This window comes from Micrococcaceae bacterium Sec5.1 (assembly GCA_039636795.1).
Classification (GTDB): Bacteria; Actinomycetota; Actinomycetes; order Actinomycetales; family Micrococcaceae; genus Arthrobacter.
In genome coordinates, this window is the sequence record CP143430.1 from 1,576,481 (window position 1) to 1,602,979 (window position 26,499).

Annotated in this window: 17 protein-coding genes; 14 read left to right on the forward strand and 3 right to left on the reverse strand. The window is 63.3% G+C overall.

Features of this window, described 5'->3' with window-relative positions:
- Positions 1–24: 24 nt before the first annotated feature.
- The 11 genes from VUN82_07310 to VUN82_07360 all read left to right on the forward strand — a co-directional run bounded on the left by VUN82_07310 (position 25) and on the right by VUN82_07360 (position 19,257).
- Entirely contained in the window at positions 25–1,314 is a 1,290-nt protein-coding gene (locus VUN82_07310; protein XAS74641.1) for a DUF58 domain-containing protein, read from the forward strand.
- Positions 1,311–3,800, forward strand: a complete 2,490-nt coding sequence (locus VUN82_07315) for a transglutaminase domain-containing protein (protein ID XAS73635.1) — start codon at positions 1,311–1,313, stop codon at positions 3,798–3,800. Before VUN82_07310 ends, VUN82_07315 begins: the two co-directional genes overlap by 4 nt.
- Complete coding sequence (locus tag VUN82_07320; protein ID XAS73636.1) at positions 3,793–5,178, forward strand: RDD family protein; 1,386 nt, start codon at positions 3,793–3,795, stop codon at positions 5,176–5,178. Before VUN82_07315 ends, VUN82_07320 begins: the two co-directional genes overlap by 8 nt.
- Complete coding sequence (locus tag VUN82_07325; GenBank protein XAS73637.1) at positions 5,175–6,071, forward strand: protein phosphatase 2C domain-containing protein; 897 nt, start codon at positions 5,175–5,177, stop codon at positions 6,069–6,071. The genes VUN82_07320 and VUN82_07325 overlap by 4 nt, the downstream gene beginning before the upstream one ends.
- A complete protein-coding gene (locus VUN82_07330; protein ID XAS73638.1) occupies positions 6,058–7,866 on the forward strand; it encodes a hypothetical protein in 1,809 nt (602 codons plus the stop codon). The genes VUN82_07325 and VUN82_07330 overlap by 14 nt, the downstream gene beginning before the upstream one ends.
- Positions 7,863–9,566, forward strand: coding sequence for a protein kinase (locus VUN82_07335; GenBank protein ID XAS73639.1), 1,704 nt, complete (start codon positions 7,863–7,865; stop codon positions 9,564–9,566). Before VUN82_07330 ends, VUN82_07335 begins: the two co-directional genes overlap by 4 nt.
- A 48-nt stretch (positions 9,567–9,614) precedes the next feature.
- Positions 9,615–10,319, forward strand: a complete 705-nt coding sequence (locus tag VUN82_07340; GenBank protein XAS73640.1) for a hypothetical protein — start codon at positions 9,615–9,617, stop codon at positions 10,317–10,319.
- Positions 10,316–14,776 carry an FtsK/SpoIIIE domain-containing protein gene (locus VUN82_07345; protein XAS73641.1) on the forward strand — a complete coding sequence of 1,487 codons (4,461 nt, stop codon included), beginning with the start codon at positions 10,316–10,318 and terminating at the stop codon, positions 14,774–14,776. Before VUN82_07340 ends, VUN82_07345 begins: the two co-directional genes overlap by 4 nt.
- A 68-nt stretch (positions 14,777–14,844) precedes the next feature.
- Positions 14,845–17,160 carry an NAD-dependent DNA ligase LigA gene (ligA, locus tag VUN82_07350; GenBank protein XAS73642.1) on the forward strand — a complete coding sequence of 772 codons (2,316 nt, stop codon included), beginning with the start codon at positions 14,845–14,847 and terminating at the stop codon, positions 17,158–17,160.
- Positions 17,157–17,981, forward strand: coding sequence for an inositol monophosphatase family protein (locus VUN82_07355; GenBank protein XAS73643.1), 825 nt, complete (start codon positions 17,157–17,159; stop codon positions 17,979–17,981). The genes ligA and VUN82_07355 overlap by 4 nt, the downstream gene beginning before the upstream one ends.
- Before the next feature lie 67 nt (positions 17,982–18,048).
- Positions 18,049–19,257, forward strand: a complete 1,209-nt coding sequence (locus tag VUN82_07360) for an AAA family ATPase (GenBank protein XAS73644.1) — start codon at positions 18,049–18,051, stop codon at positions 19,255–19,257.
- Between the two features lie 30 nt (positions 19,258–19,287).
- Here VUN82_07360 and VUN82_07365 read toward each other — a convergent pair whose 3' ends face one another.
- A complete protein-coding gene (locus VUN82_07365) occupies positions 19,288–20,655 on the reverse strand; it encodes an LLM class flavin-dependent oxidoreductase (GenBank protein XAS73645.1) in 1,368 nt (455 codons plus the stop codon).
- Positions 20,656–20,965: 310 nt separating this feature from the next.
- Here VUN82_07365 and VUN82_07370 point away from each other — a divergent pair, with 310 nt between their 5' ends.
- On the forward strand, positions 20,966–21,478 hold the full coding sequence (locus tag VUN82_07370; GenBank protein ID XAS73646.1) for a GNAT family N-acetyltransferase: 513 nt from the start codon (positions 20,966–20,968) through the stop codon (positions 21,476–21,478).
- 69 nt (positions 21,479–21,547) lie between these two features.
- Complete coding sequence (locus tag VUN82_07375) at positions 21,548–21,928, forward strand: RidA family protein (GenBank protein ID XAS73647.1); 381 nt, start codon at positions 21,548–21,550, stop codon at positions 21,926–21,928.
- Between the two features lie 24 nt (positions 21,929–21,952).
- On the opposite strand, the gene VUN82_07380 is transcribed toward VUN82_07375, so the two are convergent.
- A complete protein-coding gene (locus tag VUN82_07380) occupies positions 21,953–22,612 on the reverse strand; it encodes a response regulator (protein XAS73648.1) in 660 nt (219 codons plus the stop codon).
- Positions 22,605–24,347 carry an ATP-binding protein gene (locus VUN82_07385; protein XAS74642.1) on the reverse strand — a complete coding sequence of 581 codons (1,743 nt, stop codon included), beginning with the start codon at positions 24,345–24,347 and terminating at the stop codon, positions 22,605–22,607. The genes VUN82_07380 and VUN82_07385 overlap by 8 nt, the downstream gene beginning before the upstream one ends.
- A 198-nt stretch (positions 24,348–24,545) precedes the next feature.
- Here VUN82_07385 and VUN82_07390 point away from each other — a divergent pair, with 198 nt between their 5' ends.
- Complete coding sequence (locus tag VUN82_07390) at positions 24,546–26,036, forward strand: CitMHS family transporter (GenBank protein ID XAS73649.1); 1,491 nt, start codon at positions 24,546–24,548, stop codon at positions 26,034–26,036.
- Positions 26,037–26,499 lie beyond the last annotated feature (463 nt).

Consider the following 26,499-nt stretch of genomic DNA (forward strand, 5'->3'; position numbering starts at 1 on the left):
ACGCTTAACAAAGTAGCCAGTGCATTGCAGCGCAAACCCGGCATCCAGAAGGCTGGCAAACTCCATCCTTCGGCCGTATGGGCTGAAGCAGTGGGAACAGCAGGTGACGTTGTCGCACCGGCATGGGCCAAGGTGCGGGAACTGTGGCTTCGCTTCGCTTGGCCTGTCCTTTCCGTGGTGAGTGTGCTCGGCTGGGTGGTCCTTGCTGCGGCTATTGGGCTGTGGATCGCCGGCCAGGCCTGGGGTTGGCAAGAGGCGAAGTCTGCCGCGATGGTTGCTTTCCTGCTGTTTCTGTTGGCGGTCGGCTTCATCGTGGGCCGTTCGGCCTACGGCGTGGTCCTGGATCTGGCCCGCACCCGTGTGGCAGTGGGGGACGACGCAGTGGGCAGCATCTCCGTGTCCAACGTTTCGGCCAGGCCGCTGTTGCCCGCGGCGTTGGAGTTGCCGGTGGGCGCTGCGACCGCTGTCTTCCACTTGCCCCGCATGAAGCCTGCCCAGGTACATGAGGACCTTTTCACCATTCCGACGGCACGGCGTGCTGTGATTGTTGTCGGTCCCGTGCGATCCGTGCGTGCTGACCCGCTCCATCTCCTGCGGCGGCGCGTGCTCTGGACTGAGCCAGTGGACCTTTTCGTCCACCCGCGCACCGTACCCTTGGGAGGCTCGGCTGCCGGCTTCATCCGCGACCTTGAAGGCATGCCCACCACGGAACTTTCCAGCGCCGATGTGTCATTTCACGCATTGCGTGACTACGTTCCCGGGGACGATCGCCGTCACATTCACTGGAAGACCACGGCCCGCACCAACAAACTGATGGTCCGGCAGTTCGAGGAAACGCGCCGCGCGCACCTGGCTATTTCGCTCTCCATCAACACCGACGAGTACGATTCCGAACCCGAATTCGAAATGGCCATTTCCGTTGCCGCGTCCATAGGCCGACAAGCCATCCGGGAGCAGCGTGAACTGGACGTCATGACCCAAAAGGGACCGCTCCGCTGTGAAACCGGCCGCAACCTGCTGGACGACATGACCAGGATTGTTGGGGCACCCCTTCGGAAGACCGCCGTCGATCTCGCCCGGAACCTCTCGGATACCGTTCCCAACGCATCGGTGGTGTTCTTCGTGGTCGGGAGCCACGTCACGGCAACGCAGCTTCGCACCGCGGCGGCGTCCGTTCCGCCGGGCGTTCGGAGCCTGGCCGTCCGCGTCCAACCTGGAGCGGCGCCGTCGAGGGCCAACATTGCAGACCTGACGGTCCTCACCGTTGGCGACCTCGATGACCTGGCAATCGTGCTGAGAAAGGCGGCAGCATGAGCACCGCACCAAATCTTCGCGCGCGCCGCAGGGACAGCAGCAGTGGCGCCAGACGTGCCAACGCAGGCTCGGTATTCGCCGACGGCCGGCCCCTGTGGCATTTTGCCGTGGACTGCGGCGCCCTGGTGGTCCTGCTGTTCCTGGGCGTGCTTGGCTTCAGCCTGAGCTTCGGTGGCGACCCGCGTTACATCATCGCCGGCCTGGGCGGCATTTTCCTGGGGCTCGGTATCGCGATCCTGAACGCGCACCTCCCTTTGGGACTGCTGATCACCTCCGCACTGGGTTTCGGTGCGTACATGCTGTTCGGTTCGGCGTTGGCTGTGCCGGACTCAGCCGTCCTCGGGGTCCTGCCGAGCCTCGACTCGCTGCGGACCTTGCTCCTGGGCATCGTCTTTGCGTGGAAGGACATGCTCACGGTCGGCGTGCCGGTGGGAACAGCCAATGGCATGCTCATTGTGCCGTTCCTCAGTTCAATGATCACCGCGCTGGCTGCGGGTTTGTTGACCTGGCGTCTGAAGAGTCCGTACTGGCCGCTGCTGCCGGTCCTGGTCCTTTTCGTCACTGGCATCGCCTTCAGTACCAGCGCGGGCTTCCTTAATGTGGAGCGCGGCATTTCGCTGACTATTGTCTCGATCCTCTGGGCGACGTTCCGCCGTGACGCACTCCGGCAGAGCAGCACCAAGACCGTTTCGGCCAACAGGGCTGAGTCCGACGCCGGTGCTGCCCGCCGCGGGAAGCTTCGCCGCCTGGGGACTGCTGCTGCCGTGGTTGTAGCCGCCGTCGGAATCACGGCAGTCGCTTCGCCTTTGGTGACTGCGAGCGACGACCGGAAGGTACTGCGCAACACGATCGTTCCGCCGTTCGACCCCCGCGACTACATCACGCCGCTTGCCAGCTTTCGGAATTTCGTGAAGGACGAGAAAGACCAGACGCTGTTTACGGTGAAAGGTCTACCCAAGGACGCACGCGTGCGACTGGCGGCGCTGGATGCCTTTAACGGCCTGAACTACACCATGGATCCCAACAGTTCCGGCAACTTCAGCAAGGTGGGAGATGCCCGTTCGCTGAACACGCTGGCCGATACTGGAAGCCCTGTAGCCGGAACCAATTACACGCTGGAAATCAGCATCGAGGATTACCAGGGCTACTTCGTCCCGGGCGGCCGCCACACCACAGGTATGAGCTTCCTGCAGAGCTCCGCGGCGGCGTCCGGCCTGTACTTCAACGCCGGCACCGATACGGCAGTGACCACCAAGGGCCTGGCAAAGGGCGACAACTACACAGTCCAGGTTTCTGATCCGGGAACTCTTGAACATGGCCAGCTGACGCAGTACGACTTCGCCAAGCTCACGTTGCCCGAAGCCCAGGAAGTACCGCCGATTGTCGCCTCGCAGGCCAACGAGCTCTCGGCTGACGCTCCCACGGCCATCGACCGGGTGCGGCAGATCGAAGCCCATTTCCAGAAGAGCGGGGCGTTCAGCAACGGCCTGGTGGCTGACGGCCAGTTGCCTAGCTTGCCTGGTCACAGTGCGGCACGTGTTCGCAGCCTGCTGTCCGCCAAGCAAATGCTGGGCGATGACGAACAGTACGCCGTGGCGATGTCACTCATGCTGCGCCACCTGGGCATCCCTTCGCGCGTTGTCATGGGGTTCTATCCGGATCCCAAGAGCCCGGAAAACGGTGCAGGGGACGTCAAGATCCTGGGCAAGGACGTGCACGCGTGGGTGGAAGTGGCCTTCGATCGCGTCGGCTGGGTATCGTTCGATCCCACTCCGCCCAAGGACAATGTGCCTATCCCGCCGGACCCGGAGAACAAGTCCAAGCCCAAGCCTCAGGTGCTGCAGCCGCCGCCTCCGCCGCAGGAGCCCGCGGACCTCCCACCGGACTCCACCCCGGATGCCCTGGATGCTGATGAGAAGAAAAACAACCCGTGGCTGTTCTGGGGGCCGCTGCTTGCCGCGATCGGCGTGGCAATGATTCCGCTGGGGATTCTCGCCGTGCCGCTGCTGCTGATCCTCCTGCTGAAATCACGACGCCGGAAGGCACGTTTTCGTGACGGCCACCCCGCCCAGCGGGTCGGCGGTGGATGGAACGAGGTGTTGAGCCTTGCCACTGACATGGGCGCCTCGATTGACACCAAGTCCACGCGGCGGGAATCGGCTACTGTCATCGCCGATGCCTTCCCTGTTGCAGGGACGACCACCACGATGTTGGCGCACAGGGCTGACGCCGCGGTTTTCGGGGCGGGGCAACCCAGCGAGGAAGAGGTCAAGGAGTACTGGGAGATCGTGGATTCCTCGCTTGAGGACATCACCGGAAGCGTTGGTTTCTGGAAACGGCAGCAGGCCCGGTTCTCGCCGAGGTCGTTGCTTTCCGATGGCAGGGCCGCGCTGCGCCGGCGGGAACAGACACCCCCGGCCCCCACGAAGGGTGGCATGTTCACCGCGGGCAACCTGTTCAAGAAGAAGGGCAGCATTGATGAGTAGTGAAGCTGAGCTGTGCCCCGCCTGCAAACACCCGGTCCGCCCCGGCGCAGCTTTTTGTACTCATTGCGGATCGCCGCTGACCAATCGTGGAGCCCGGAAGGAACGCAACGTCAACCGTGCCCAGGCTGCGGCCCTTGATTTCGCAACCCGGCAAGGCCTGCCCGATCCCGGTAGTATCTCGGTAGTGCCGGCGTCAATAGCACCGATGCAGCCGGGACGTGAAGCAGCTGCAAACGTACATCCGGGGCCAGGGGGAGGGACCACAATGACTGCACAGCTCGAGCTGGTGCCGGCATCCGCAGGAAAACGACTGGGTGCGGCAGTGCTGGACTGGTTGGGACCTGTTGCCGTCCTGGCAACCACGTTCGCACTTGGCATCGCGGGCATCACCCAAAGCCGGCGGAACGGCTTCATCGTCTATGACACCTCCCTGCTGGTCCTCTTGGGGAGCATCGGCCTCGGTGTCACAGTTCTGTACGTGTTTGTGCTGCTCGGAATCGAAGCCCGGTCCGGAAACACCATCGGTAATCAACTGATGGGCATCCGCAGCTCCGATGCCGATGGCTACTCACCGGGCGCCGGCGTGGTTTTTGTCCGTGGCCTACTCACAGGCGGACTCCTTCTGCTCGGGACAATCCTGGGTGCTGTGCTGTTGGGCCTTGGCTTGCTTGGGTTGGTCCTGTGGATCACCCTCCCTCTCATGGTCCTTGGTGCGGTTTGGGCCGTCCTGGTGGTTGTTTCCAATGCCTGGGACAGGAACGGCAAGCTACGCGGCTGGCATGACAAGGCAGCGAAGTCCTTGGTGTTCGACGTCCACGCGGGCCGCAATCCGGTCGCTACTGGAGGGATCCAGGGGCCCTACAGCTTCGCGCCCGTGGAGCTACCGCCCGTGCAGCCAGTGGTGTCACCCATGCCATCAATGTCCAGGGCAACCGCAATGGCAAACCCGGTTCCAGCCCCAATACCAAAGCCAGCTCCCGTTGCCCATGCCCACCCGGACGACGACGTCGAACGGACGCAGATGCGCCCCGGAACTGCCCGGGCGGAGGCCGTGCTCCGCATCCGTGTTGACGACGGCCAGGACGTCGAGCTGGGTAGTACCGTCCTTGTTGGCCGCAATCCCGCACCCCAGCCTGGGGAAGCTGCGGAGCAGTTGTTGGCCGTCTCGGATCCTGGAAGGTCCATCTCCAAGACCCACTTGCACCTCCGGGTTGATCGAGATGGAGTGTGGGTTACAGACCGCAACTCAACCAATGGCAGCGCTGTCACTACCCCCGATGGCCTCCAGACCCGGCTTCAGCCCGGGGAAGCAGTTTTCGTCAGACCCGGTTCCACCGTTCACTTCGGGGACCGTTCCTTCCACCTAGGACAAGCATGAACTCACAGCCGGCCAGCCCCGCCGACGCCAACGCCGCTGGATCCGCCTTCCAACTCAGCTACGGATACGGCACGGACCGCGGACTGCGTCGCGAGCTGAACGAGGACTCCTTCATAGCTTCGGATCCCGTCTTCGCGGTGGCCGATGGCATGGGAGGCCATGAGGCAGGCGAGATCGCCAGTGGCGTGTGTGTGCGGACCTTGGGCAGTTCCCCTGTCCTCGCGGCAGGGGTCCGTTCGGCTTCGGCGGCGGACTTGCAGGAGTGCCTGTTGAAGGCCGACGCCAGCATCCGCGAAGCCACGGGAGGGCGTGCGGGCACCACGCTCTCCGGCGTCGTGGTGGTGGAACAAATGGGCGTGCCCTATTGGCTGGTCATGAACATCGGGGATTCCCGGACGTATCGCCTCAGCCAAGGGCATTTCGCCCAGATCAGCGTTGACCATTCAGAAGTCCAGGAGCTGGTGGACTCCGGTGACATCACAGCCGAGCAGGCTGCCGTTCATCCCCGCAGGCATGTGGTCACCCGCGCTTTGGGCACTGGCGACGAAACCGAGGCGGACTTCTGGTTGCTGCCCATCCAGGAGGGGGACCGGATCATGGTCTGCTCCGATGGGTTGAACGGCGAACTGGGGGATGACCATCTGTTCCGGATCCTCAGCACGGTGGCCCATCCGCAGGACGCAGTGGATGCCTTGATCCAGGCTGCACTGCGCAGTGGCGGACGGGACAACGTCACGGTGATTGTGGTTGACGCCAAGAACGTCCTTAACGACGCCGGCATCGCCACCACCGCGCCGCGCCCGGAGACCGAATCCGAGGTGGAGGAGGACACCCTCCCCAGGGCCTGGGTGACAGGAACTGATCAGGAGGAGGGCCTGGATGGGAAGCAATAGCAGCTCGCCCCACGCCCGATACCAGCGTGGAGACTGGTTCGGGGTCGTCCGTCAGCGCACTGTGGTGCTGCTCGGCCCGGATACGTCGCCTGCCCTGATCGATTCCGTGTGGGAGCTTCTCGCGTCCGCGCCCGAAGCCCATGAGGTCCTCCACGAGGTGACCGAGGCTTTCGGGGTTTCCCTTAGTCGCATCCCGCCCTTTGGCATCATCGACTCCAAAGACGCCTTGCGCGTGTTCCTTCGCGGCGACCTCGAACTCGTTGTGAAAATGTCCGCGGGGGAAGAGGTGCTCTCTGGACGCGACGTGACTACCTGGACGGAGCGCCGGCTCACCGCGGCTGATTCGTACAGCCTGCGGATAGGCTCAAACCCTGGTAAAACCTCGACGCCGGACGGCGGCTTGCCGCTGGAGGAGGGCGTGGTTCTGCTTGCCTCCCTCGACGTGGTGCTCCAACCCGGCACTGTGAAGGTTCCGGGGCTGGCAGTGGTTTCCGATGAAACAAGGATTGGCTACGCCGATGCCGACCTGGGTCTGACTATTGCGCCCGGGCATTCCGAAGGTCACCTGCAGCCGGAAGAGCCCGAAGGTCATGTTGAGCCGGAGAGTCCCGAACAGCCAGAAAGCGCTGAAGAATCCTCGGGCGTTCCCGTCCACACCAGCACCACGGATCCCATAGTTCCTTCGCTGGAGACCACCACCAACTACGACCACCTGTGGGACAAGACGGTCATGCGCAACATCGAAGACGCAGCTGTGCGCGTGGACGATGAATCTGACGATCACGATGCTCCGGCGGCCCATATCCCTGCGCCACAAACTCGGGCATCAGAATCTCGAGCACCAGAAGTTCGGGCACCAGAAACTCCAGCACCAGAATCTCCGGCGTTAGAAAGACCCACGGCAGCATCGGCATCAAGTCCTGGGCATGTGCCTGCACTGATCGAGTCCGTTCCCTGGCTGCGAAGCCCTGGCGAAGTGCCCGCAGCTGACGAACGGGTCGAATCGATTGCTCCGCCGCCAGCCCCTCCCGCTTCAGAGAATGGCAACAGGCCCGCGCCTCAGGTTCCGGCGGGATGGGAGTCGGCACCGGCGGGTTTGGCGTCGATGCCCGCGCTTCGGCCCAACACGACAACGAACAGCACGCCAACGAACAGCACGCCAACGAACAGCACGCCAACGAACAGCGCGCCAGTGGGCAACCTGCCTTTGGACGGTGTCCCCGCAGAGGGCGATGCTGATCATGACGGGCAGACGATCATGAAGAGCAGCATCGTCAGCCAGGACGCACAAGGTGCTGTGCCCGGGGTTGGACCGAAGGATGCCGCGGCTGGCAATGGTCCCAGCGTTTTAGCACGGGTGTGCTCCCAAGGTCATGCCAACCCGCCTACGTACTCCCAATGCGCCACGTGTGGTTCCGCCCTATCCGGTGACTCCCTCCAGGTCCCGCGTCCCCGCTTGGGCAGGATGCGGTTATCCACGGGTGAACTGATCGACTTGGATCAGTCACTCATCATTGGGAGGCAGCCGTCAGTGTCCCGCGTCCAAGGCGGCACGATGCCCAAGTTGTTGCAGGTGGAGAGCCCCGGCGGGGACATTTCCCGCTCACATGTCGAGGTTCGCTTGGAGGGTTGGCACGTCATGCTGTGCGACCTCAAAGCGACGAACGGAACCGTGCTCATTAGAGAAGGCCAAGCACCCCGACGACTGGCCCAAAACGAGATGGCCATCCTGCTTGATGGCGACATCGCTGAACTGGGTGACGACATTTCATTGCGTTTCGAGGAGATTCTTTGAGTTCCAAGAGGCCCCCCGCGCCGCCTCCACCCATCCCCGGTTTCAAGTACGTCAGCCTGCTGGGCTCCGGTGGCTTCTCTGACGTGTACCTGTACGAGCAGGACAGGCCGCGCCGTAAAGTAGCCGTCAAGGTGCTGCTGTCCGACTTGAAGACCGAGGGCGCACGCCGCCGATTCGAGTCCGAAGCGAACCTGATGGCGCAGTTGTCCTCGCACCCGTACATCGTGACGATTTTCGAAGCGGAAATCACGGAGAGCGGCCATTCCTACCTGGCCATGGAGTACTGCTCCCGGCCCAGCCTCGATGTCCGCTACCGCCGCCAGCGCTTCAGCGTGGATGAGGTCCTTGCCGTCGGCATCCAGGTGGCATCCGCCGTCGAGACCGCACACAGGGCCGGCATCGTGCATCGGGATATTAAGCCCGCCAACATCCTGGTCACCGACTACAACCGTCCCGCCCTTACCGACTTCGGCATTTCGGGGACCATTGGGGCCGATACCGAGGACGATGCCGGAATGTCCATCCCGTGGTCACCGCCGGAGCAATTCCGCGGCGGGGCCGTCGATGGCGTTCCGGTGGACATTTGGGCGCTTGGTGCCACGCTGTACACGCTCCTTGCGGGTCGTTCACCGTTTGTTCTTCCCGGCCAGGACAACTCGCAGCGGGAACTGATCTCCCGCATCACCAATTCGCCCCTGCCAAGGCTCGGCCGTGCCGACGTTCCAGAGTCCCTGGAACTCGTCCTGTCCACGTCAATGGCGAAGTCCCCGGAATCCCGCTATTCGTCGGCCCACGCTTTTGCCTTGGCGTTGCAGCGGATCCAGACTGAGCTGAACCTGTCCGTGACGCCCTTCGAGGTGCTTGAAGAACCGGGTCACGGGGACGAGCAACACCCTGACGACAACTTCGAGGAAACACGCGTCCGCAGCATCGCCTCGATCGATCCGGACGCGTCGGGAACTGCTACCACTGGCTCGGCTCCCACGTTTCCGGCACGGACCTTCCCGTCTACGGTTCCCGGCGCCACCCAGGCTCCAGCACAGCCTGGCCAGGCCCACGCCCAGTCAAACCCGGCCCAGCAAACCCCGCCGCAGTTCCACGTGCCAATCAGGGAATACCGACAGGCCGGGGAACCGGCGGTGGCGGAGTCGACGGTTCTCCGCGGCTGGCAGCCTTCGCGTCCGCAGGACGACGTAGGCGCAACGGTCCGGCGCTCGAAGGCACCTGCCGGCGCATCGCCGGCGTCCCAAGACGATGCGCCCGCTCTGGACCATGGCAAGCGCAATCTCTGGCTGGCGGCGACCGGTGCCACGGTTTTGGTGGTCGCCATTGTGGTTGGCGTGGTCCTGGGTGCCCAGGCGCAGCCGAAAGTGGCGCCCACGGAGACGTCAAGCAAGCAGCCCGTTGACGCCCTGGGCGATGGCGGGGTTCCTGACGTGGAAGGCTTGGTCGGCAAGCGCAGGGCGGACGAGCCCGACTTCGCCGATTTCGAGTGGAAGAACCCGCAGCCCAAGAAGGGCGACACGTACAAGTGGCGATACAAGACAGCCGTCCTCGACGGTGAATACAGCAGTTCCGAAGTGGAACCCCATGCACTGGCCTATGGCACGGAATCGCCTCTTTGCATCCAAGTGCTGATAGTACGTGCTGACGGCAGTGCCTCGTCCGGAGGACAGGGATCCATTGCCTGCGTGGATTAGCAGGAGTCACATGAAGCTCATTTACGGCCATCTGAGGAGGCACAGATCATGGGGGATCTAGCAATAGATTTCTGTGGCGAATGGTACGAACCATCCGACGAAGACGTCTTTGACATCGGTCGCGAAGGGGACCTGGAAGTCGACGACAACCCATACCTGCATCGGCGCTTTTTGCAAATTGCACGCTATGACGGCATGTGGTGGCTGAGCAACGTCGGCAGCATGCTCTCTGCAACCGTCGCGGACGGATCGGGCGGTATGCAGGCCTGGTTGGCTCCGGGCGCACGGATTCCGCTCGTTTTCAGCCACACCAACGTGATCTTCACCGCCGGGCCTACCACTTATGAGTTCGCCGTGCATCTGAAGACGCCGTCCTTCCGGCATGAAGCCAGGGACGAGGACCAAGCGGGGGACACCACCATTGGCCCTGTGGTCTTTACCGACTCGCAGAAAGCACTGATCGTCGCCCTCGCCGAGCCCATGCTGCGGCGGGACGGCACCGGCTTCAGCGCCATCCCGTCGTCGGCGGAGGCGGCCAAGAGGCTCGGGTGGGCCCTGACCCGCTTCAACCGCAAGCTGGACAACGTCTGCGACAAATTGGACCGCGTGGGCGTCGTGGGCCTGCGTGGTGGCGTGGGCAAACTCGCTACCAACCGCCGAGCCCGCCTGGTGGAGCACGCCGTGACCTCACACCTGGTGACAGCCGCGGATCTGTACCTTCTGGAAACCATGTCGGGAGCAGACGAAGCATGAAGTTCCGCTTGACCTTGCGGCGAGACCCCGCGGAAGCAAAGGACCTCGCCGTTACGGTGGATGGTCGCGCCACCGTGGCGGACATCGCCACCGAACTTTGGGCCGCCGACCCCGCACGCAAGGGGACCGAACCGCCGTCGAACCTGTCCATCAGCGTGGACGAAGCGTTCGTGGGCGGAGGGCTTTCAGGCCATGTCCTCAGGCCCTCGGATAATCTGCTCGAGTCCGGGCTGCGGCCAGGCTCCAAGGTTTCGCTCGCGCAGGTGAGCGAGCAGTTCGCCTCGAACGGCAACGGCGGTACCAACGGCCAAAACCGCGGACCAGCAGCGGCGACCCTGCGCGTTATGTCAGGGCCCGACGTCGGACGCGAATTTTCGCTGCCATTCGGCACCAGCTACATTGGCCGGGACAGGGACGCCGACGTCCGTCTCTCGGATCCGCTGACGTCCAAGCGCCACGCGCGCATCACCGTTGGCGAGACCGTGGAGATCGTGGACACGAACTCGGCCAACGGACTCCTCATGGAGGGCTTGCCGGTCACCCGGGCGACGCTTGAATCCTCGGATACGGTGACCCTGGGCGATACCACCGTGGGAGTTTTGTCATTGTCGCGGAACCATGGAGGCGGCCCGTCATCGCCGCTGGTCGACTTCAACCGCTCGCCTCGTGTGCTGCCGAGGTTCGAGTCTCCCAAGCGTGTGCCGCCAGCTGGCCCCAAACGTCCCGAACACCAACCATTCCCGTACATCATGTTGATCGCCCCGCTGCTGATGGGTGGCGTTCTTTTCGCATTCACCCAGAACCTGCTCTCGGTGCTTTTCATGGCCATGATGCCGCTGTTCATCGTTGGCCACTACGTGGATCACAAGATGCAGAGCAAGCGCCAGGTGAAGGAAGGCCATAAGCAGTTCCAGGCTTCCATGCTTGCGTTCCGCGAGGACATTGACAGGCAACAGAACATTGAACGGGCAGTGCGGCTTCAGGAAGCGCCGTCGGTCAGCGATACCGTGGATGCCATCTACAAACTCGGCCCGCTCCTGTGGACCAACCGGCCTGAGCATCAGCATTTCCTTGGAGTCCGGTTCGGACTCGGATCTGCGCCGTCGCGGATTGAGTTCGAAGAACCCGGTGCCAACGAAACCGAACCCCGGTACATGAGGGAAATCCAGGAATGCCTGCAGCAGGTCCGCGTCATTGATGGCGTGCCGATCGTGTCCCAGCTGCGCACTTCTGGTTCATTCGGCGTAGCAGGGGATCGCAGCGTGGTGGACGACGTCGCCCGGGGCATGGTGCTTCAGCTGGTGGGACTCCATTCGCCCGCGGAGGTCGTGTTAACTGCACTGACCTCGGCCCGCTCGCGTGAGCGTTGGGACTGGTTGCAGTGGCTCCCGCACGTTGGTTCCGGCCACAGCCCTCTATCCGGCGATCATCTGGCCGCAGGCCCCGCTGCTGGCGCCTCGCTGTTGTCGCGCCTGGAGGACCTGGTGGAGCAGCGCGAGGCCCAGGCCTCAGAGCCCGGTCCGCAGCCGCGTCCCGCGCTCAAGGACGAGCACGAAGAGATTCACGGCCCTGTGATCCCTGCCGTCCTGGTAGTTGTTGAGGACGATGCACCTGTAGACCGGGGGCGGCTGACGCGGCTGGTGGAACGCGGGCCGGACTTCGGCGTGCACGTTATGTGGGTGGCAGCGAATGTGCAGTCCCTGCCTGCTGCGTGCCGCGACTTCCTCTCTGTCGACGGCGATCACGGCACCACCACCGGCCAGGTCCGTCTTGGCCGCCACACCTACCCGGTGAGTTGCGAAAGCCTCGACGCCGATCTCGCCACGCAGCTGGCGCGCATGATGTCGCCGCTGGTAGACGTCGGAAATCCGCTCGAGGACGATTCGGACCTCCCGCGTGCCGTTTCCTACGCCACCTTGATCGGCAAGGAACTCATGGACAACCCGCAGGCCGTGGCCGAACGCTGGCAGGAGAACAACTCGGTCCATGCCACGGCGGTGCCCAACCGCAAGGACAACGGTAGCCTGCGTGCTTTGGTGGGCTCCAAGGGGGTTGAACCTTTCTATCTGGACCTCAAGAACGAAGGACCGCACGCGCTGGTGGGCGGAACCACTGGCGCAGGTAAGTCAGAGTTCCTTCAGTCATGGGTGATGGGAATGGCAGCGGCGTACAGCCCGGACCGAGTCAGCTTCCTGTTTGTGGACTACAAGGGTGGCGCTGCCTTTGCGGACTGCCTGCACCTGCCACACACCGTGGGGCTCGTCACCGACTTGTCTCCGCACCTGGTACGCAGGGCCCTGACCTCATTGCGTGCCGAACTTCACTATCGTGAACGCCTCCTGAACCGTAAAAAGGCCAAGGACCTTCTGGCGCTGCAGCGGGAAGCGGACCCCGAGGCGCCGCCGTACCTCATCATCATCGTGGACGAATTCGCGGCCTTGGCCACCGAGGTCCCGGAGTTCGTTGACGGCGTGGTGGACGTTGCTGCCCGTGGACGTTCCCTGGGGTTGCACCTGATCCTCGCCACGCAGCGCCCTGCGGGCGTCATTAAGGACAACCTGCGAGCAAACACGAACCTCCGCGTTGCGTTGCGCATGGCAGATGAAGTGGATGCGGTGGACATTCTTGGCGTCCCCACGGCCGCCTACTTCGATCCCTCCATTCCGGGCCGTGGCGCAGCCAAGACCGGGCCAGGGCGTATCCAAGGGTTCCAAACTGGATACGCCGGTGGCTGGACCACAGAGAAGCCGCAGCGCCCCCGGATCGACATCGTGGAGATGGCCTTCGGATCCGGTCCCTCCTGGGAGCCACCGCCTGCCGCAGCTGTGGAGGAAGAACCCGCAGGCCCCAACGACATCGCCAGAATGACCGGCAACATCATCCGGGCGGCGGACTTCCTTGCGATCGAACCACCACGGAAGCCGTGGCTGAACGAACTAGCCATGACCTACGATTTCTCCAAGCTGCCAAACCCCCGCACGGACGAGCGACTCCTGCTGGGCGTGGCCGACGACCCCGCACACCAAGACCAGCCCACCGTGTTCTACGAACCGGACAAGGACGGCAACATGGCCGTCTACGGTACTGGTGGTTCGGGCAAGTCAGCGGCGCTGCGCGGAATCGCCATCGCCGCTGCCGTCACGCCGCGTGGTGGGCCCGTCCACGTGTACGGCATCGACTGTGGTTCCTCAGGTTTGAAGATGCTGGACGGACTTCCGCACGTGGGGGAGGTCATCAACGGCGACGACGTCGAGCGGGTTGGCCGCCTGCTGCGCTGGCTCAAGGAGGTCGCCGATGACCGCGCGACGCGGTTCGCCGAGGTCAGGGCTTCCACGATTGTTGAATACCGGCAACTCGCCAACCGTCCGGACGAAAAGCGTATCTTCATCCTGGTGGACGGCATGTCCGCCTTCCGTGAAGGCTATGAGTACAGCAACCTGTCCGCACTGTGGGACATCTTCCTCCAGCTGGCAACCGATGGACGTCCCCTGGGTATCCACTTGGTAGTGAGCGGTGAACGAACCAACTCTGTTCCGGCGTCGCTCCTTGCCTCGATCCAAAAGCGTTTGGTCCTGCGTCTGAGCTCCGAAGACGACTACATGACACTCGATGTGCCCAAGGACGTCCTCAACGCAGCCTCGCCTCCGGGCCGCGGTTTGCTCGATGGGCTGGAAGTCCAACTGGCAGTGTTGGGTGGCAACTCGAACCTGGCGTTGCAGGCGCGCGAAGTGTCCAAACTCAGCCAGGCCATGGTGCGCCAGGGCCTGGAACAGGCACCACAAATCCAGCGCCTTCCGGAACTTGTGGACTTGGATATCCTGCCCACCGGTGTACCGGACAATCCTGTTATTGGTGTGGACGACGAGACCTTGGGTTCGGCCACCATCGCTGCCAAGGGTTCGCTCCTGCTGGCGGGGCCTCCAGGAGCCGGACGCACAGTTGCCTTGGTCACGTTGGCGTACGCGCTGCGGCGGTCCAACCCGCGGACAGATCTTATCTACATCGGCTCCCGCCGCTCTGCGGTTGCCTCGCTGAACATCTGGAGCAGGTCCCTGGTGGGGCCGGACGAGGTCTCGGACGTAGTGGATGACCTCATCGACAAAGCCACGGACAACCCGGGCAGCATGGCCATCTTCATCGAGGGACTGACTGAGTTCACGGACACGTTGGCAGAATCGGGCGTGGGACGGTTGGTCACGGCTGCCATCAAGGCCGATCAGTGGGTGGTGGGTGAGTCCGAAACGTCTACCTGGTCCCAGGCGTGGTCCTTGGCCCAGCCCTTCAAATCGGGCAGGCGTGGACTGTTGCTCAACCCTGGAGATGTGGAAGGGGACACCCTCCTGAACACCTCGTTGGGCCGGATCAGCAAGGACTTCATCCCTGGACGCGGTTACATCGTGGGACGCGGAAAGGTACGCAAGCTGCAGATCGCCATGCCGCCCGAGAACCGCAGCTAGGAATTGGCTGGCATGGGCTCACATCCGGACGGGTCAATAATGTCCGTGGGTTACGGCAAGATAGACCTGTGAGCACACCAGAGAATCCAGATCCGGTCCGCACCACAACCCAGGATGCCGCTGCGGCCTTGGTCGCAGAAGAGGGAACACCTCCGTCGGAGAGCCTGCGGGATGAGTATGAGCAGCTTGCGGACCTCGTGCGCAAGTACCGGTACGCCTATTACCAAGAGGACGCCCCCACGGTTTCCGACGCCGAGTTCGATGAACTCTACCGTCGCCTGGAGGAAATCGAGGCGCTGCACCCGGAACTCGTCTCCAACGACTCACCGACCCAGGAAGTCGGTGGTGAAGTCTCTGCCGCCTTCACCGCCGTCGCGCATCTACAGCGGATGTACAGCCTGGACGACGTCTTTTCCCTCGAGGAACTCGAAGCCTGGGTACGCAAGGCTGAAGCGTCGGTGGCCCGACTCGGGGACAGCGTCCCGCCCATTGCCTGGCTGACTGAACTGAAAATCGATGGACTCGCCGTCAACCTGCTGTACAGGGACGGAAAATTGGTCCGCGCGGCCACCCGCGGTGATGGCACAACCGGTGAGGACATCACTCACAACGTCCTCACCATCAAGGAGATCCCGCGCCAACTCAGCGGCTCGGGTTATCCCTCGGAAGTTGAAATCCGTGGGGAAGTATTCATTCCTTCCAAGGCCTTTGTTGAGTTCAATGAGGCCCTGGTTGCCGCTGGCAAAGCGCCCCTCGCCAATCCGCGCAATGCGGCCGCGGGCTCGCTCCGCCAGAAGGACCCTGCTGAAACAGCGAAGCGGCCACTGAGCATGTTCGTTCACGGCATCGGCGCCCGGGAAGGCTTGGATGCCAAGAGCCAATCCGAAACCTACAAGCTGCTGGCCGACTGGGGGTTGCCTGTCAGCCCTTACTTCAAGGTCCTGGATTCCTTTGAGGGCGTCCTGGAATTCATCGCGCATTACGGCGAGCACCGGCACGACCTCCTTCACGAAATCGATGGCATCGTGGTCAAAATAGACGACTTCGCCACACAACGTGCCCTCGGCTACACCTCCCGCGTCCCCAGATGGGCCGCCGCCTACAAGTACCCGCCGGAGGAAGTCCACACCAAACTGTTGGACATCCTCGTCAACGTCGGCCGCACGGGGCGGGTCACGCCGTTCGGCCTCATGGAGCCGGTGAAGGTTGCGGGTTCCACCGTGGGGATGGCCACTCTGCACAACCAGGATGTGGTCAAGGCCAAGGGCGTGATGATCGGGGACATCGTCATTCTCCGCAAGGCCGGGGATGTCATTCCCGAGATCGTTGGGCCTGTACTGGCGCTGCGTGACCAACAGGATCCACCCGTCCGCGAATTCGTGATGCCCACCGAGTGCCCATCCTGCGGTACCTCGCTGGCACCGGCGAAAGAAAGCGATGTGGACATCCGTTGCCCCAACGCCAAGTCCTGCCCGTCACAGCTGCGTGAGCGTGTTTTCCATCTGGCTGGCCGCGGTGCGTTTGATATCGAGGCCTTGGGCTGGGAAGCGGCAATCGCCTTGACCCAGCCGGCAGAGCCGGAGACTCCTCCATTGACCAGCGAAGCCGGGCTGTTCTCGTTGAAGCGTGAGGATCTGGCCAATGTCATGATCCGCCGGGAGAAGAGGTCCAAGGGCGTTGGCACGGGCCAGTATGAGCTTGTTCCGTACTTCTACTCAAGGGGGACGGCCAAGTCGCCTTCAAAGCCGACGGCAACCACGGAAAAACTCTTTGCCGAGCTGGAGAAAGCGAAGAAGCAGCCCCTGTGGCGTGTCCTCGTGGCATTGTCCATTCGCCATGTGGGACCCACCGCCTCCCGGGCCCTCGCAACGGCCTTTGGCAGCATGGACGCGATCCGAAATGCGACCGAAGATCAGCTTGCGCATGTGGACGGCGTTGGACCTACCATCGCGGCGGCACTGAAGGAATGGTTCGCCGTGGACTGGCACAACGAGATCGTGGACAGCTGGGCAGCTGCCGGTGTGCGGATGGAAGACGAACGCGATACCAGCATGCCGCGAACCCTTGAGGGCCTCACTATCGTGGTCACGGGGACGCTGCCCAACTTCAGCCGGGACGAGGCCAAGGAAGCCATCATCATCCGTGGCGGGAAGGCCTCCGGATCCGTGTCCAAGAACACCAGCTACCTCGTGGCGGGAGAAAGTGCCGGGACCAAGCTGGATAAAGCCGAGCAGCTCGGTGTTCCGATATTGGATGAGGACGGCTTCCGCGAGCTGTTGGCGAATGGCCCGGCAAAAGCCGACACTGACGTTGACCCCGAGACCCAGTCCGACGCCGAAACCGACGCCGAAGCCGCCGAGACAGTGAAAGCAGAAGCAGAATGACCGACGCCATCGAGCTGCTCGCGGTAGCGAAACGCGCTGCTGCTGCGGGCGCGGCTGTCCTGTCCCGGAGATCTGCCGCAGGCACAGGCGGCTTGGGGTTGGGAATATCCAACAAAGGCGATGCCGGCGACTGGGTGACCGAGTTCGATATCGCGGCCGAGAACGCAGTCCGCGAGGCAATCCTGGCGGCACGGCCCAACGACGCCATCACGGGCGAGGAGCACGGTACAACGCGGCCCGAGCAAGCCTCGGGTTACCGCTGGTCCATTGATCCCCTTGATGGCACCACCAACTTCATCCGCAACATCGTCTATTACGCCACGTCAGTGGCCGTGGCAGATGCCGACGGCGTCTGGCTGGCGGGAGTAGTTCACGCGCCCGCTCTGGGCCGGGTCTATTCGGCGGCCCGGGGCGAGGGCGCCTGGCTGGAAGTCGCGGGGGAGACTACCCGCTTGGATGGCCCCGTTCCCGGACGTACCGGCCTCATCCTTGCCACAGGATTCAGTTACGATCCCGATACCCGCGCCAATCAAGCGGAAGGCCTCGCCGAACTGATGAACGGCTTCGCGGATGTTCGGAGGCTGGGTTCCGCGGCCTTGGATCTGTGCCTGGTGGCAGATGGCACCTATGACGCCTTTGGGGAGCGCGGATTGAACGAGCATGATTTCTCTGCCGGCGCCCTGATCGCTGAAGAAGCGGGCTGTTGGGTGCGCAGGCCACGGCTTGAGAGCCCACTCGACGGCGGTCCAACCATCGAGGATCGCTTGGCCGCGTGGACGTGCGCAGGGGCCTTGGAGCTATCCGGCAAATTTCCCCTGTGACCCTCCTGTACCTATGACCCTCCTGCACCCATGACCCTCCTGCACCCATGACCAGCATGCCCTCGCCGTGATCGGGACCCTTGCGATCGCCAATTACCGCTCCATTCGCGATCTCGCGGTGGAGCTGCATGGCCTGGACGTGGTCACAGGAGCCAACGGCAGCGGCAAATCCTCCCTGTACCGCGCACTGCGCTTGCTGGCCGAATGCGCCGGGGGCGATTCCGGAAACGTGGTGGGATCCTTGGCCAGGGATGGCGGACTGGCGTCCACACTCTGGGCCGGTCCTGAATCAATCAGCGAAGCAATGCGGCGTGGCGAAGTTCCGGTCCAAGGCACGGTGCGCAGGGACTCCGTCAACCTGAAGCTGGGCTATTCCGGGGACGACTTCGGCTACCTCGTGGACCTGGGGATGCCCGTGTCCAGTGGAGCCGGATTCGACCAGGAAACAGGCAGGCCCCGTCCTTCTGCCTTTAGCTTGGATCCCGAGATCAAGCGCGAGCAGATCTTTTCCGGACCAGTGGCAAGGCCAGGTTCCCTGTTGGTGGATCGCAAAGGAAGCCTTGCGAAGCTCCGGGGACCTGACGGGGACTGGACTGAACTTTCGCGGCGGCTGGACACCTTCCAGAGCATGCTGACGGAAGTATCGGACCAGGACCGGGCTCCAGAAGTACTGCGGGTCCGGGTCTCCGTGCGTTCCTGGCGGTTCTACGATCACTTCCGGACAGATGCCGAAGCCCCCGCCCGGCAGGCGCAACTCGGCACACGCACCCCCGTGCTGCACCACAGCGGAAAGGACCTGGCTGCGGCACTGCAGACCCTGCGCGAAGTGGGATTTGAGCGGCAGCTGGATGCCGCCGTCGATCACGCCTTTCCGGGAAGCCGCCTCGGGATTGCCGTGAGCGACGGTCGTTTCAGTGTGGAGTTGCGGCAGCCTGGCATGCTGCGGCCCATGAAGGCAGCCGAACTCTCGGATGGAACTTTGCGGTTCCTGCTATTGACCGCCGCATTGCTCACTCCGCGCCCACCGGAATTGATGGTCCTCAACGAACCCGAGACGAGCCTCCACGTCGATCTGATGCCGGCACTGGCTGGACTCATCGTCCAAGCCAGTGCCAACAGCCAGATGATCGTGGTGACACACTCCGAAGCCCTGCTCAGGGCGCTCCGGGAAAGTGGAGCGGCCCACGAGCACGAGCTTTACAAGGACCTGGGCGAGACCAGAATCAAGGGACTGGGTTCGTTGGAAGGCCCGTTGTGGAGTTGGCCCAAGCGGTAACAGCTACAGCCGGGTTTTACCGTAAGGTCATCAGAACGCCGAGCCGATGGAGGTGAGCTGCTGAGCCGCAGAACCTGCAAATCGGTTCGCGGGCCGTGCAAGTCCGTAGTGTCCGCGCAGCGTCGAAGCCGTGTATTCGGTGCGGAAGAGGCCGCGCTGCTGGAGGATGGGCACCACCTGGTCCACGAAGATCTCCAAACCAGAGGGGAGAACCGGCGGCATGATGTTGAAACCGTCGGCTGCGCCTGCTTGGAACCAGTCCTGGATGGCGTCGGCTACCTGCTCAGGCGTCCCCGAGAACGTGCGATGGCCACGCCCGCCACCCAAGCGACCGATCAGCTGCCGGACCGTGAGCTGCTCGCGGCGGGCAAGCTCCACGATCAGCGTGTAGCGGCTCTTTGCACCCTCGATGTCATCTTCGGAGGGAAGGTCTGCCGGCAGCTGCTGGTCCAGGGGCAGGTCCTGTGGTGCCACCCGCAGGGTCTTTGCCAACTGCTCCCGGGCATATTCAGGCTTGATCAGCTCATCGAGTTCGCGCTCGAGCTGCAGCGCTTCTGCCTCCGTGGAACCAATCACCGGGACGATGCCCGGCAGGATCTTGATCCCTTCGGGGTCCCGTCCAGCGGCCAAGGTGCGGGCCTTGAGATCGGCGTAGAAGGCCTGCGCATCCTCCACCGTCTGATGCGCGGTGAAGACTGCCTCGGCGTACTGGGCGGCGAGCTTCTTGCCGTCCTCCGAGGATCCGGCCTGCACGATCAGCGGGTGGCCCTGTGGGGAACGGGGGACGTTCAGCGGACCGCGGACCCGGAAGTGCTTGCCCTCATGCTCAATGGCGCGGATCTTGTGGGCATCTCCCCACACACCCTCGGCCTTGTCGGCGAGCACTGCGTTATCCTCCCAGCTATCCCACAGTTTCTGGGCTACCTCGATGAACTCGGCCGCCCGCTCGTAGCGGACCGCGTGTGCTGGCTGGTCTTCGACGCCGAAGTTTCGCGCGGCATCCGGTCCCGCCGTTGTGACGACGTTCCAACCGGCGCGGCCTCCGCTCACCCAGTCCACCGAAGCGAAGCGGCGTGCCAGGTTGAAGGGGTCGTTGTAAGTGGTGGAGGCAGTGGCGATCAGACCGATCTTCTGTGTTGCGGCGGCGATGGCGGTCAGCAGGACCGTGGGTTCCAGCTTGCCGGCCGGGCGACGGCCCACCTCGCCGAAGAGGACAGGGGAGTCCGCGAAGAAGATGGAGTCCAGCTTTCCGCGTTCGGCCGTGCGGGCCAGGTGCTGGTAGTGCTGGACTTTGGTGGAGGCGAAAGGATCGCTTTCAGGGAGACGCCACGAGGCTTCGTGGTGGCCGGTGCTCATCAGGAAGGCGTTGAGGTGGAGTTGGCGTTGTGGCGTGGACATGGATTTCTCCTTGGTTTTGCTGGGGCTTTAGGCTCGGGTGAGGGGTGCGTGTGGCAACTCAAACACGGTCGCAGCGCGCTTCGCCAGCTCTTCGACACGTGCCCGCAACACCGGGAAACCGGGCTTCACGGCACGCCATGGGACTCAATCAAGCGCCACAGAAGGCAACAGAAAAGCAGCCCAGCGATACCCGGCCTCATCAACATGGCGCAACAATCCGCCGTCGGGCATTCCAGGGCGGACTGATAGTTCGGTCACGGAAAGGGCTGTTTGGCGTTTGGTGCGGTGACCGCGCCACTACCATTGATAAGTGCATTCGTCGATTACTGTCCGCCCAGCCCTGCCCGAAGACTACGACGACGTTGCCCGCATCACGCAGGATTCATACGTCACCGCGGGGTACTACGGCAGCGCGGACCACCCGTACCTGCAGCAACTCCAGGACGTGGCAGCGCGCGCGGAGCACGCCGAGATCTTCGTTGCTGAACGGAACGGCCAGGTGATCGGTTCCGTCACGGCAGCACCAGCGGGTGGCGGTTTCTCGGACATCGGCCTGGACGACGAACTGGAACTGCGCACCCTTGTGGTAGATCCGGCAGTGCAGCGTTCCGGCGCCGGACGGGCTTTGGTGCAGGCCGTCGTCGAGCAAGCCAAAACGATGGACGGCATCGGTGCGGTCTCCCTCACCACGGGAGCCACCTGGGAGAGTGCCAATGCCCTCTACGCCCGGACCGGATTTGCCCGCGCTCCGCACCGCGACTGGTTCGTCCCCGGCACCGACATAAAGCTGTTCGTTTACAGGCTGGACCTCCCACAGTCATAAAGTTTCCTTTCGTAAACCCCGCCAGGTTTGTACAACCGGGACGGGCACAGCGATCAGGAAAGGCGCGGCATGCGCAAGACATATGGCACGGGTTCCGTCTGGGAACAGACCCTGGGATACTCCCGCGCGGTCCAGGTGGACAACACACTCTTCATTTCTGCCACGGCGGCCAGTGGGCCTGATGGCATCGTCGGCGATGACTTCTACTCGCAGACCAAATACATCCTTGAGAAGCTTGGAACGGTCCTGGAAGAAGCCGGGTTCTCTTATGAGGACGTCGTCCAGTCCAAGCTGTACCTGACGGACATCAGCAAGTGGGAAGACGCAGGACGCGCCCACGGTGAGGTTTTCGGGGAGATCCGCCCCACCCTGGCCCTGGTGCACGTGCTGCCGTTCCTGGATTCCAAGATGCTGGTAGAGATCGAGCTCGTGGCGCAGAAGTCCGCGTAGCTCACCCAACTGCGATCCGGATGGCTAGCCCGGAATGCCGTAGCGGTGTTCCGGGCGGCCCGTGCTTCCGTAGCGTAATTGGATTTCGACGGCGCCATCGTCGGCAAGCGAAGATAGGTACCTCTGCGCGGTCGCCCGGGAAACGCCCACCCGGTCTGCGACCTCGGCGGCTGAGTACTGTTCGCCGGGAAGCAGTGATTCCAGGACCGCGGCTTCCGTTGCCGAGCGTGGTTTTTGCGTGGGCGTCACGTCACCTGGGATCAGTGCCCGTTTGGCGCGCTCAATGGTGGTCTGGTCTACACCCGTTTGCTGCCCAAGGATCCGGCGATACCGTGCATAGGACCTCAGCTGCTGGGACAAGGATTCCGCGGTGAAGGGTTTCAACAAGTACCCCAGGGCGCCGCGCCGAATCGCAACCCTGATGGATGGGGCATCAGAGGCCGCCGTCAGCATGATCGCATCGATGTCCAACTGGCCCAGCAAATCGAGCCCTGAACCATCTGGCAAGTAGACGTCCAGCAATACCAAATCAGGACGCAGGCTGTGGATCGCCTGCAGAGCCTGGGACACCGAACCTGCCGGAGCGAGCGCCATGAAGCCAGCCACCGAGTCCACGTAGGCTGCATGCAGTCTGGCAACGTGGAAATCATCGTCCACGATGAGCACCCTCAAATCCTCAGCCACTGCTGTCCTCCCGCATTGTCGTACCGGCTTCCGTGCCAGGTGCCGTGCCGGTTGAGGCTTCAGCGCCTGTGGCCGCTCGCCCCATCACGCCCGGTATTGTCGCCATGAAGACGGCTCCGGGGCCGCCTTTCCTGCCGGTCTCCAGGACACGGACGTCCCCACCTCTGTGCCGGGCCAACTGCCGCACCAAAGCCAAGCCCAAACCTTGTCCGGCCCCTGGGCGTACCGGTTGTTCCGACGTCGTGAATCCTTCAGCGAAGACTTCCTCGGGTTCCAGGGCACCCAAACCGTCTCCGGAATCGCCGACGATGATATGCAGGGTTCCGCTGTCCTGGCCGGCATCGTCAAGCAACTCAAGTTCTACCCAGCGCTCCGAAGCGGAACCGGCGACGGCGGCACTCACGGCGTTGTCGATCAGGTTGCCGAGCACTGTGGTAACGTCCTGCGGATCGGCCACGTGTCCCCGGACCAGCGTTTCCGGCCCGATCCGCAGTGCCACTCCTCGTTCGGAAGCCTCTACACTCTTGGCGCCGACAAAAGCCTGCAAGTATGTGTCCTGAAGGAGTTCCGCCTGCTCTACAGGGAACTTCAGCGGCCCTGTGGCGGAGATCCGGGCCAGGTATTCCTTGGCTTGCTCGTGTTGGCCGATGCTCATGAAGCCGGCAATGGTGTGGAGCTGGTTGGCGAATTCGTGGCGCTGGGCGCGCAGGGCGGTGGACATGGTTCCCACCGCGTCCAACTGTCGGGTCAGTTGCTGCAGTTCGGTGCGGTCGCGGAGCATGACTACCCAGCCGAGGTCTTCCTTGCGGTGCCAGGCTTTTCGGGCGCTGGCCACCAGGACTCGTCCTCCTGCTACCAGTTCCACGGCTTCGGCGTCACGGGCTGCCGGTTGGGTGAGCTGCTTGAGTTGCCCGGGAACGTTGGCTGTGGCCCAGTCCTGACCGGTGGCGTCGGGCAGGTCCAGGAGCCTTGCGGCAGCCGCGTTGAACACGGAGATACGTCCATCGGCGGCGATCCCGATTACGCCCTCGTCCACGCCTTGGAGCACTGCCACTTGGTCGTGGACGAGCGTGCTGATCTCCTCAGGTTCCAAACCCAACGTGAGGCGTTGCAGGCGGCGCCGGAGCAGGAATGAAGCGAGGACGCCAGCCAGGAGTGCGCCGCCCGCAGTCAGGGCAATGGGCACAATGTCCCGTGCCAGGCTCTTGCTGAGGGACTCCATGGAGTAGCCCACGCTGACTTCACCCACGATGGTGCCAGCGGTTGCAGCGCCGCCGGATGAGGGTGCGTAAACCGGAACTTTGGCACCCGCCGATGGACCCAAAGTGCCGGTGTTGCGGGTGGTGATTTCCTGGCCGGCCAATGCTACGGAGGGATCGGTGCTCACGCGTTCACCGAGCCGTGCAAGTTCCGGGTGGGCCAGGCGAAGCCCGGTTTCGTCCGTGATGACCACGAAGAGCGCCCCAGTGCGGATCCGGGCTGCTTCTGCCGCTGCCTGCAAGGGCCCGGCGGCGAGGACGCTGGCTGGCGGGGTTCCTTCTTCCTTGCTGATGGCCTGGACGTCTTCCCTGATATCGGGATCCGCCGCAACTGTGCGCGCGAGCGTGAGTGCTTGGTTTTCGGCTTCGTCGCCGATCCGTTCGTAGACCAGCCACGCGTGGACGGCGCCGCTCAGGAGCACTACAAGCAGAACTACCCCCAGTTGGAGAAGGAGCGTCTGGGTGGAGAAACGCATACTGACCCTGGTAAAGCGCGGCACCGTGACTCCTTTCCTCCAGCTCCATTGAAGCACTGAGCACAATGCGCAAAACGCTCGCAATGATCAGTATTCCCAACAATTCCCGGAAACCCCAGCCCGTGACGGGCGCCACTATAACGTCTGTAGTGCGCATCACACCGAAGTGGTGCCATTCACAGTAGTAAGGAGCCGGCCGTGCTGGTTTTGCTTGGATTCGCAATGATTGCGGTATTCATGGTCCTGATCATGACCAAAAAGTTGACGCCCGTCTTGGCGCTGATCATCGTCCCCACCATCTTTGGTCTCTTCGCGGGGGCCGGCTTGGGCATAGGCCCCATGGTCATGGACTCGATGAAGTCCATGACCTCCACGGCCGCGCTCCTCATGTTCGCCATCATCTACTTCGGCCTGATGATCGACGTCGGGCTGTTCGACCCCTTGGTGAAGTTCATTCTGCGCAAGCTCGGCAATGATCCCGCCAAGGTAGTCCTGGGCACAGCTATCCTCGCCGCGGCAGTCTCCCTGGACGGTGACGGCTCAACCACCTTCATCCTCACCACCGCCGCCATGCTGCCGGTCTACCTGCGCCTGAAGATGAGCCCCGTGGTCCTCACCTGCGTGGCGGGTCTCGCCAACGGCACCATGAACATCCTGCCGTGGGGCGGCCCCACAGCCCGTGCCGCTACCGCACTGAAGCTGGATGTCAACGATGTCTTCGTCCCCATGGTCCCGTCCCTCATCGTTGGCCTCATCGTCGTGCTCGTCTTCTCCTGGCTGCTCGGTCTGCAGGAACGTAACCGCCTCCGCACCACTGCTCCCGAAATCTGGGGCGACGTCGCCAATCCTGCTGACGCGTTCGACGGCGGCAATGGCCGCGGCGGTTCGGCCGCCACTGGTGCTGGTGGTTCAGGCTTCAGCAAGGGCCGCTTCGGCTTTGGCCGCACCGCACCCAAGCCGGTAACGGGCGGAGGGGCCGGCGTCGCAGTTCTTGAACGTACTGAAGAGCTGGTGGACGACCACGACACCGCCATGGCTGATACCGCGCTGGATCCCAACCGCGCCACGCTCCGCCCCAAACTGTTCTGGTTCAACCTTGGGCTCACGGTCGCCGTCATGGTCACCCTGGTAGCGAACATTGTCCCGCTCCCGTTCGTCTTTATGGTGGGCGCGGCTATCGCACTGCTGGTCAACTTCCCCAAGGTCAAGGACCAGGGCGCCCAGCTGATCGCCCACGCACCGTCAATCGTCGCCGTCGTCAGCATGGTCATGGCCGCTGCAGTCCTCACCGGTGTCCTCAACGGCACAGGCATGGTCAAGGCAATGTCCGAATGGCTCGTCCAGATCATCCCCGCGGACATGGGTCCGTTCATGGCAGTCATCACCGGCGTGCTGAGCATCCCGATGACCTTCTTCATGAGCAACGACGCGTTCTACTTCGGCGCACTGCCGGTCCTTAGCGAAACCGCAGCCCACTATGGCGTTGGCGCAGCAGACATGGCCCGCGCTTCCATCACCGGCCAGCCGTTCCACCTCCAGAGCCCCCTGGTTCCTGCGATCCTGCTGCTCGTGTCCCTGGCAAAGGTAGACCTGGGCGACCACCACAAGAAGGTCCTCTGGCGCACAGCAGTCATCTCGATCGTCATGCTCGCGGTCGGTGTGCTGACCGGAGCAATCGGCATCGGCTGACCTGCTCCAATAGGGCCTCTGTGATCCGGGGGCCGCTACGCAAGACAGACAGCATCCGGACGGCGGCCCGAAACAGCCGCCCTCCGGTGCAAAAGAACCCAGACATCCTCCGCGTGCTGCTCCTTCGTCGCTTTGACGCACGCTTCCGGATGCCTGGGTTCGTTTGCGAGGGGCACCCGCTTCAGCCCACACGTAGGAGCCACTGCCAAACCCACCCAGCCCCCACCCCAATAAACAAACGAGACAGCAAAGCCCGAATGGTCCGCTTTGCTGTCTCGCTTGTTGTTGGGGTGACTCGGCGCTGGGTGGGTTCGGCGTTAGGGGAGGGAGGCACATCAGCGGTGGGCGGGACCTCCCGTAGGCTGCGTCTAAGCGAGGAACGAGCGAGCAGCCGAGGGAGCGTCGCGCGGGCCGCCGAAAGGCGCCGGGTCAGCTGCTGCTCACCCATTCGGCGTCGGTATCG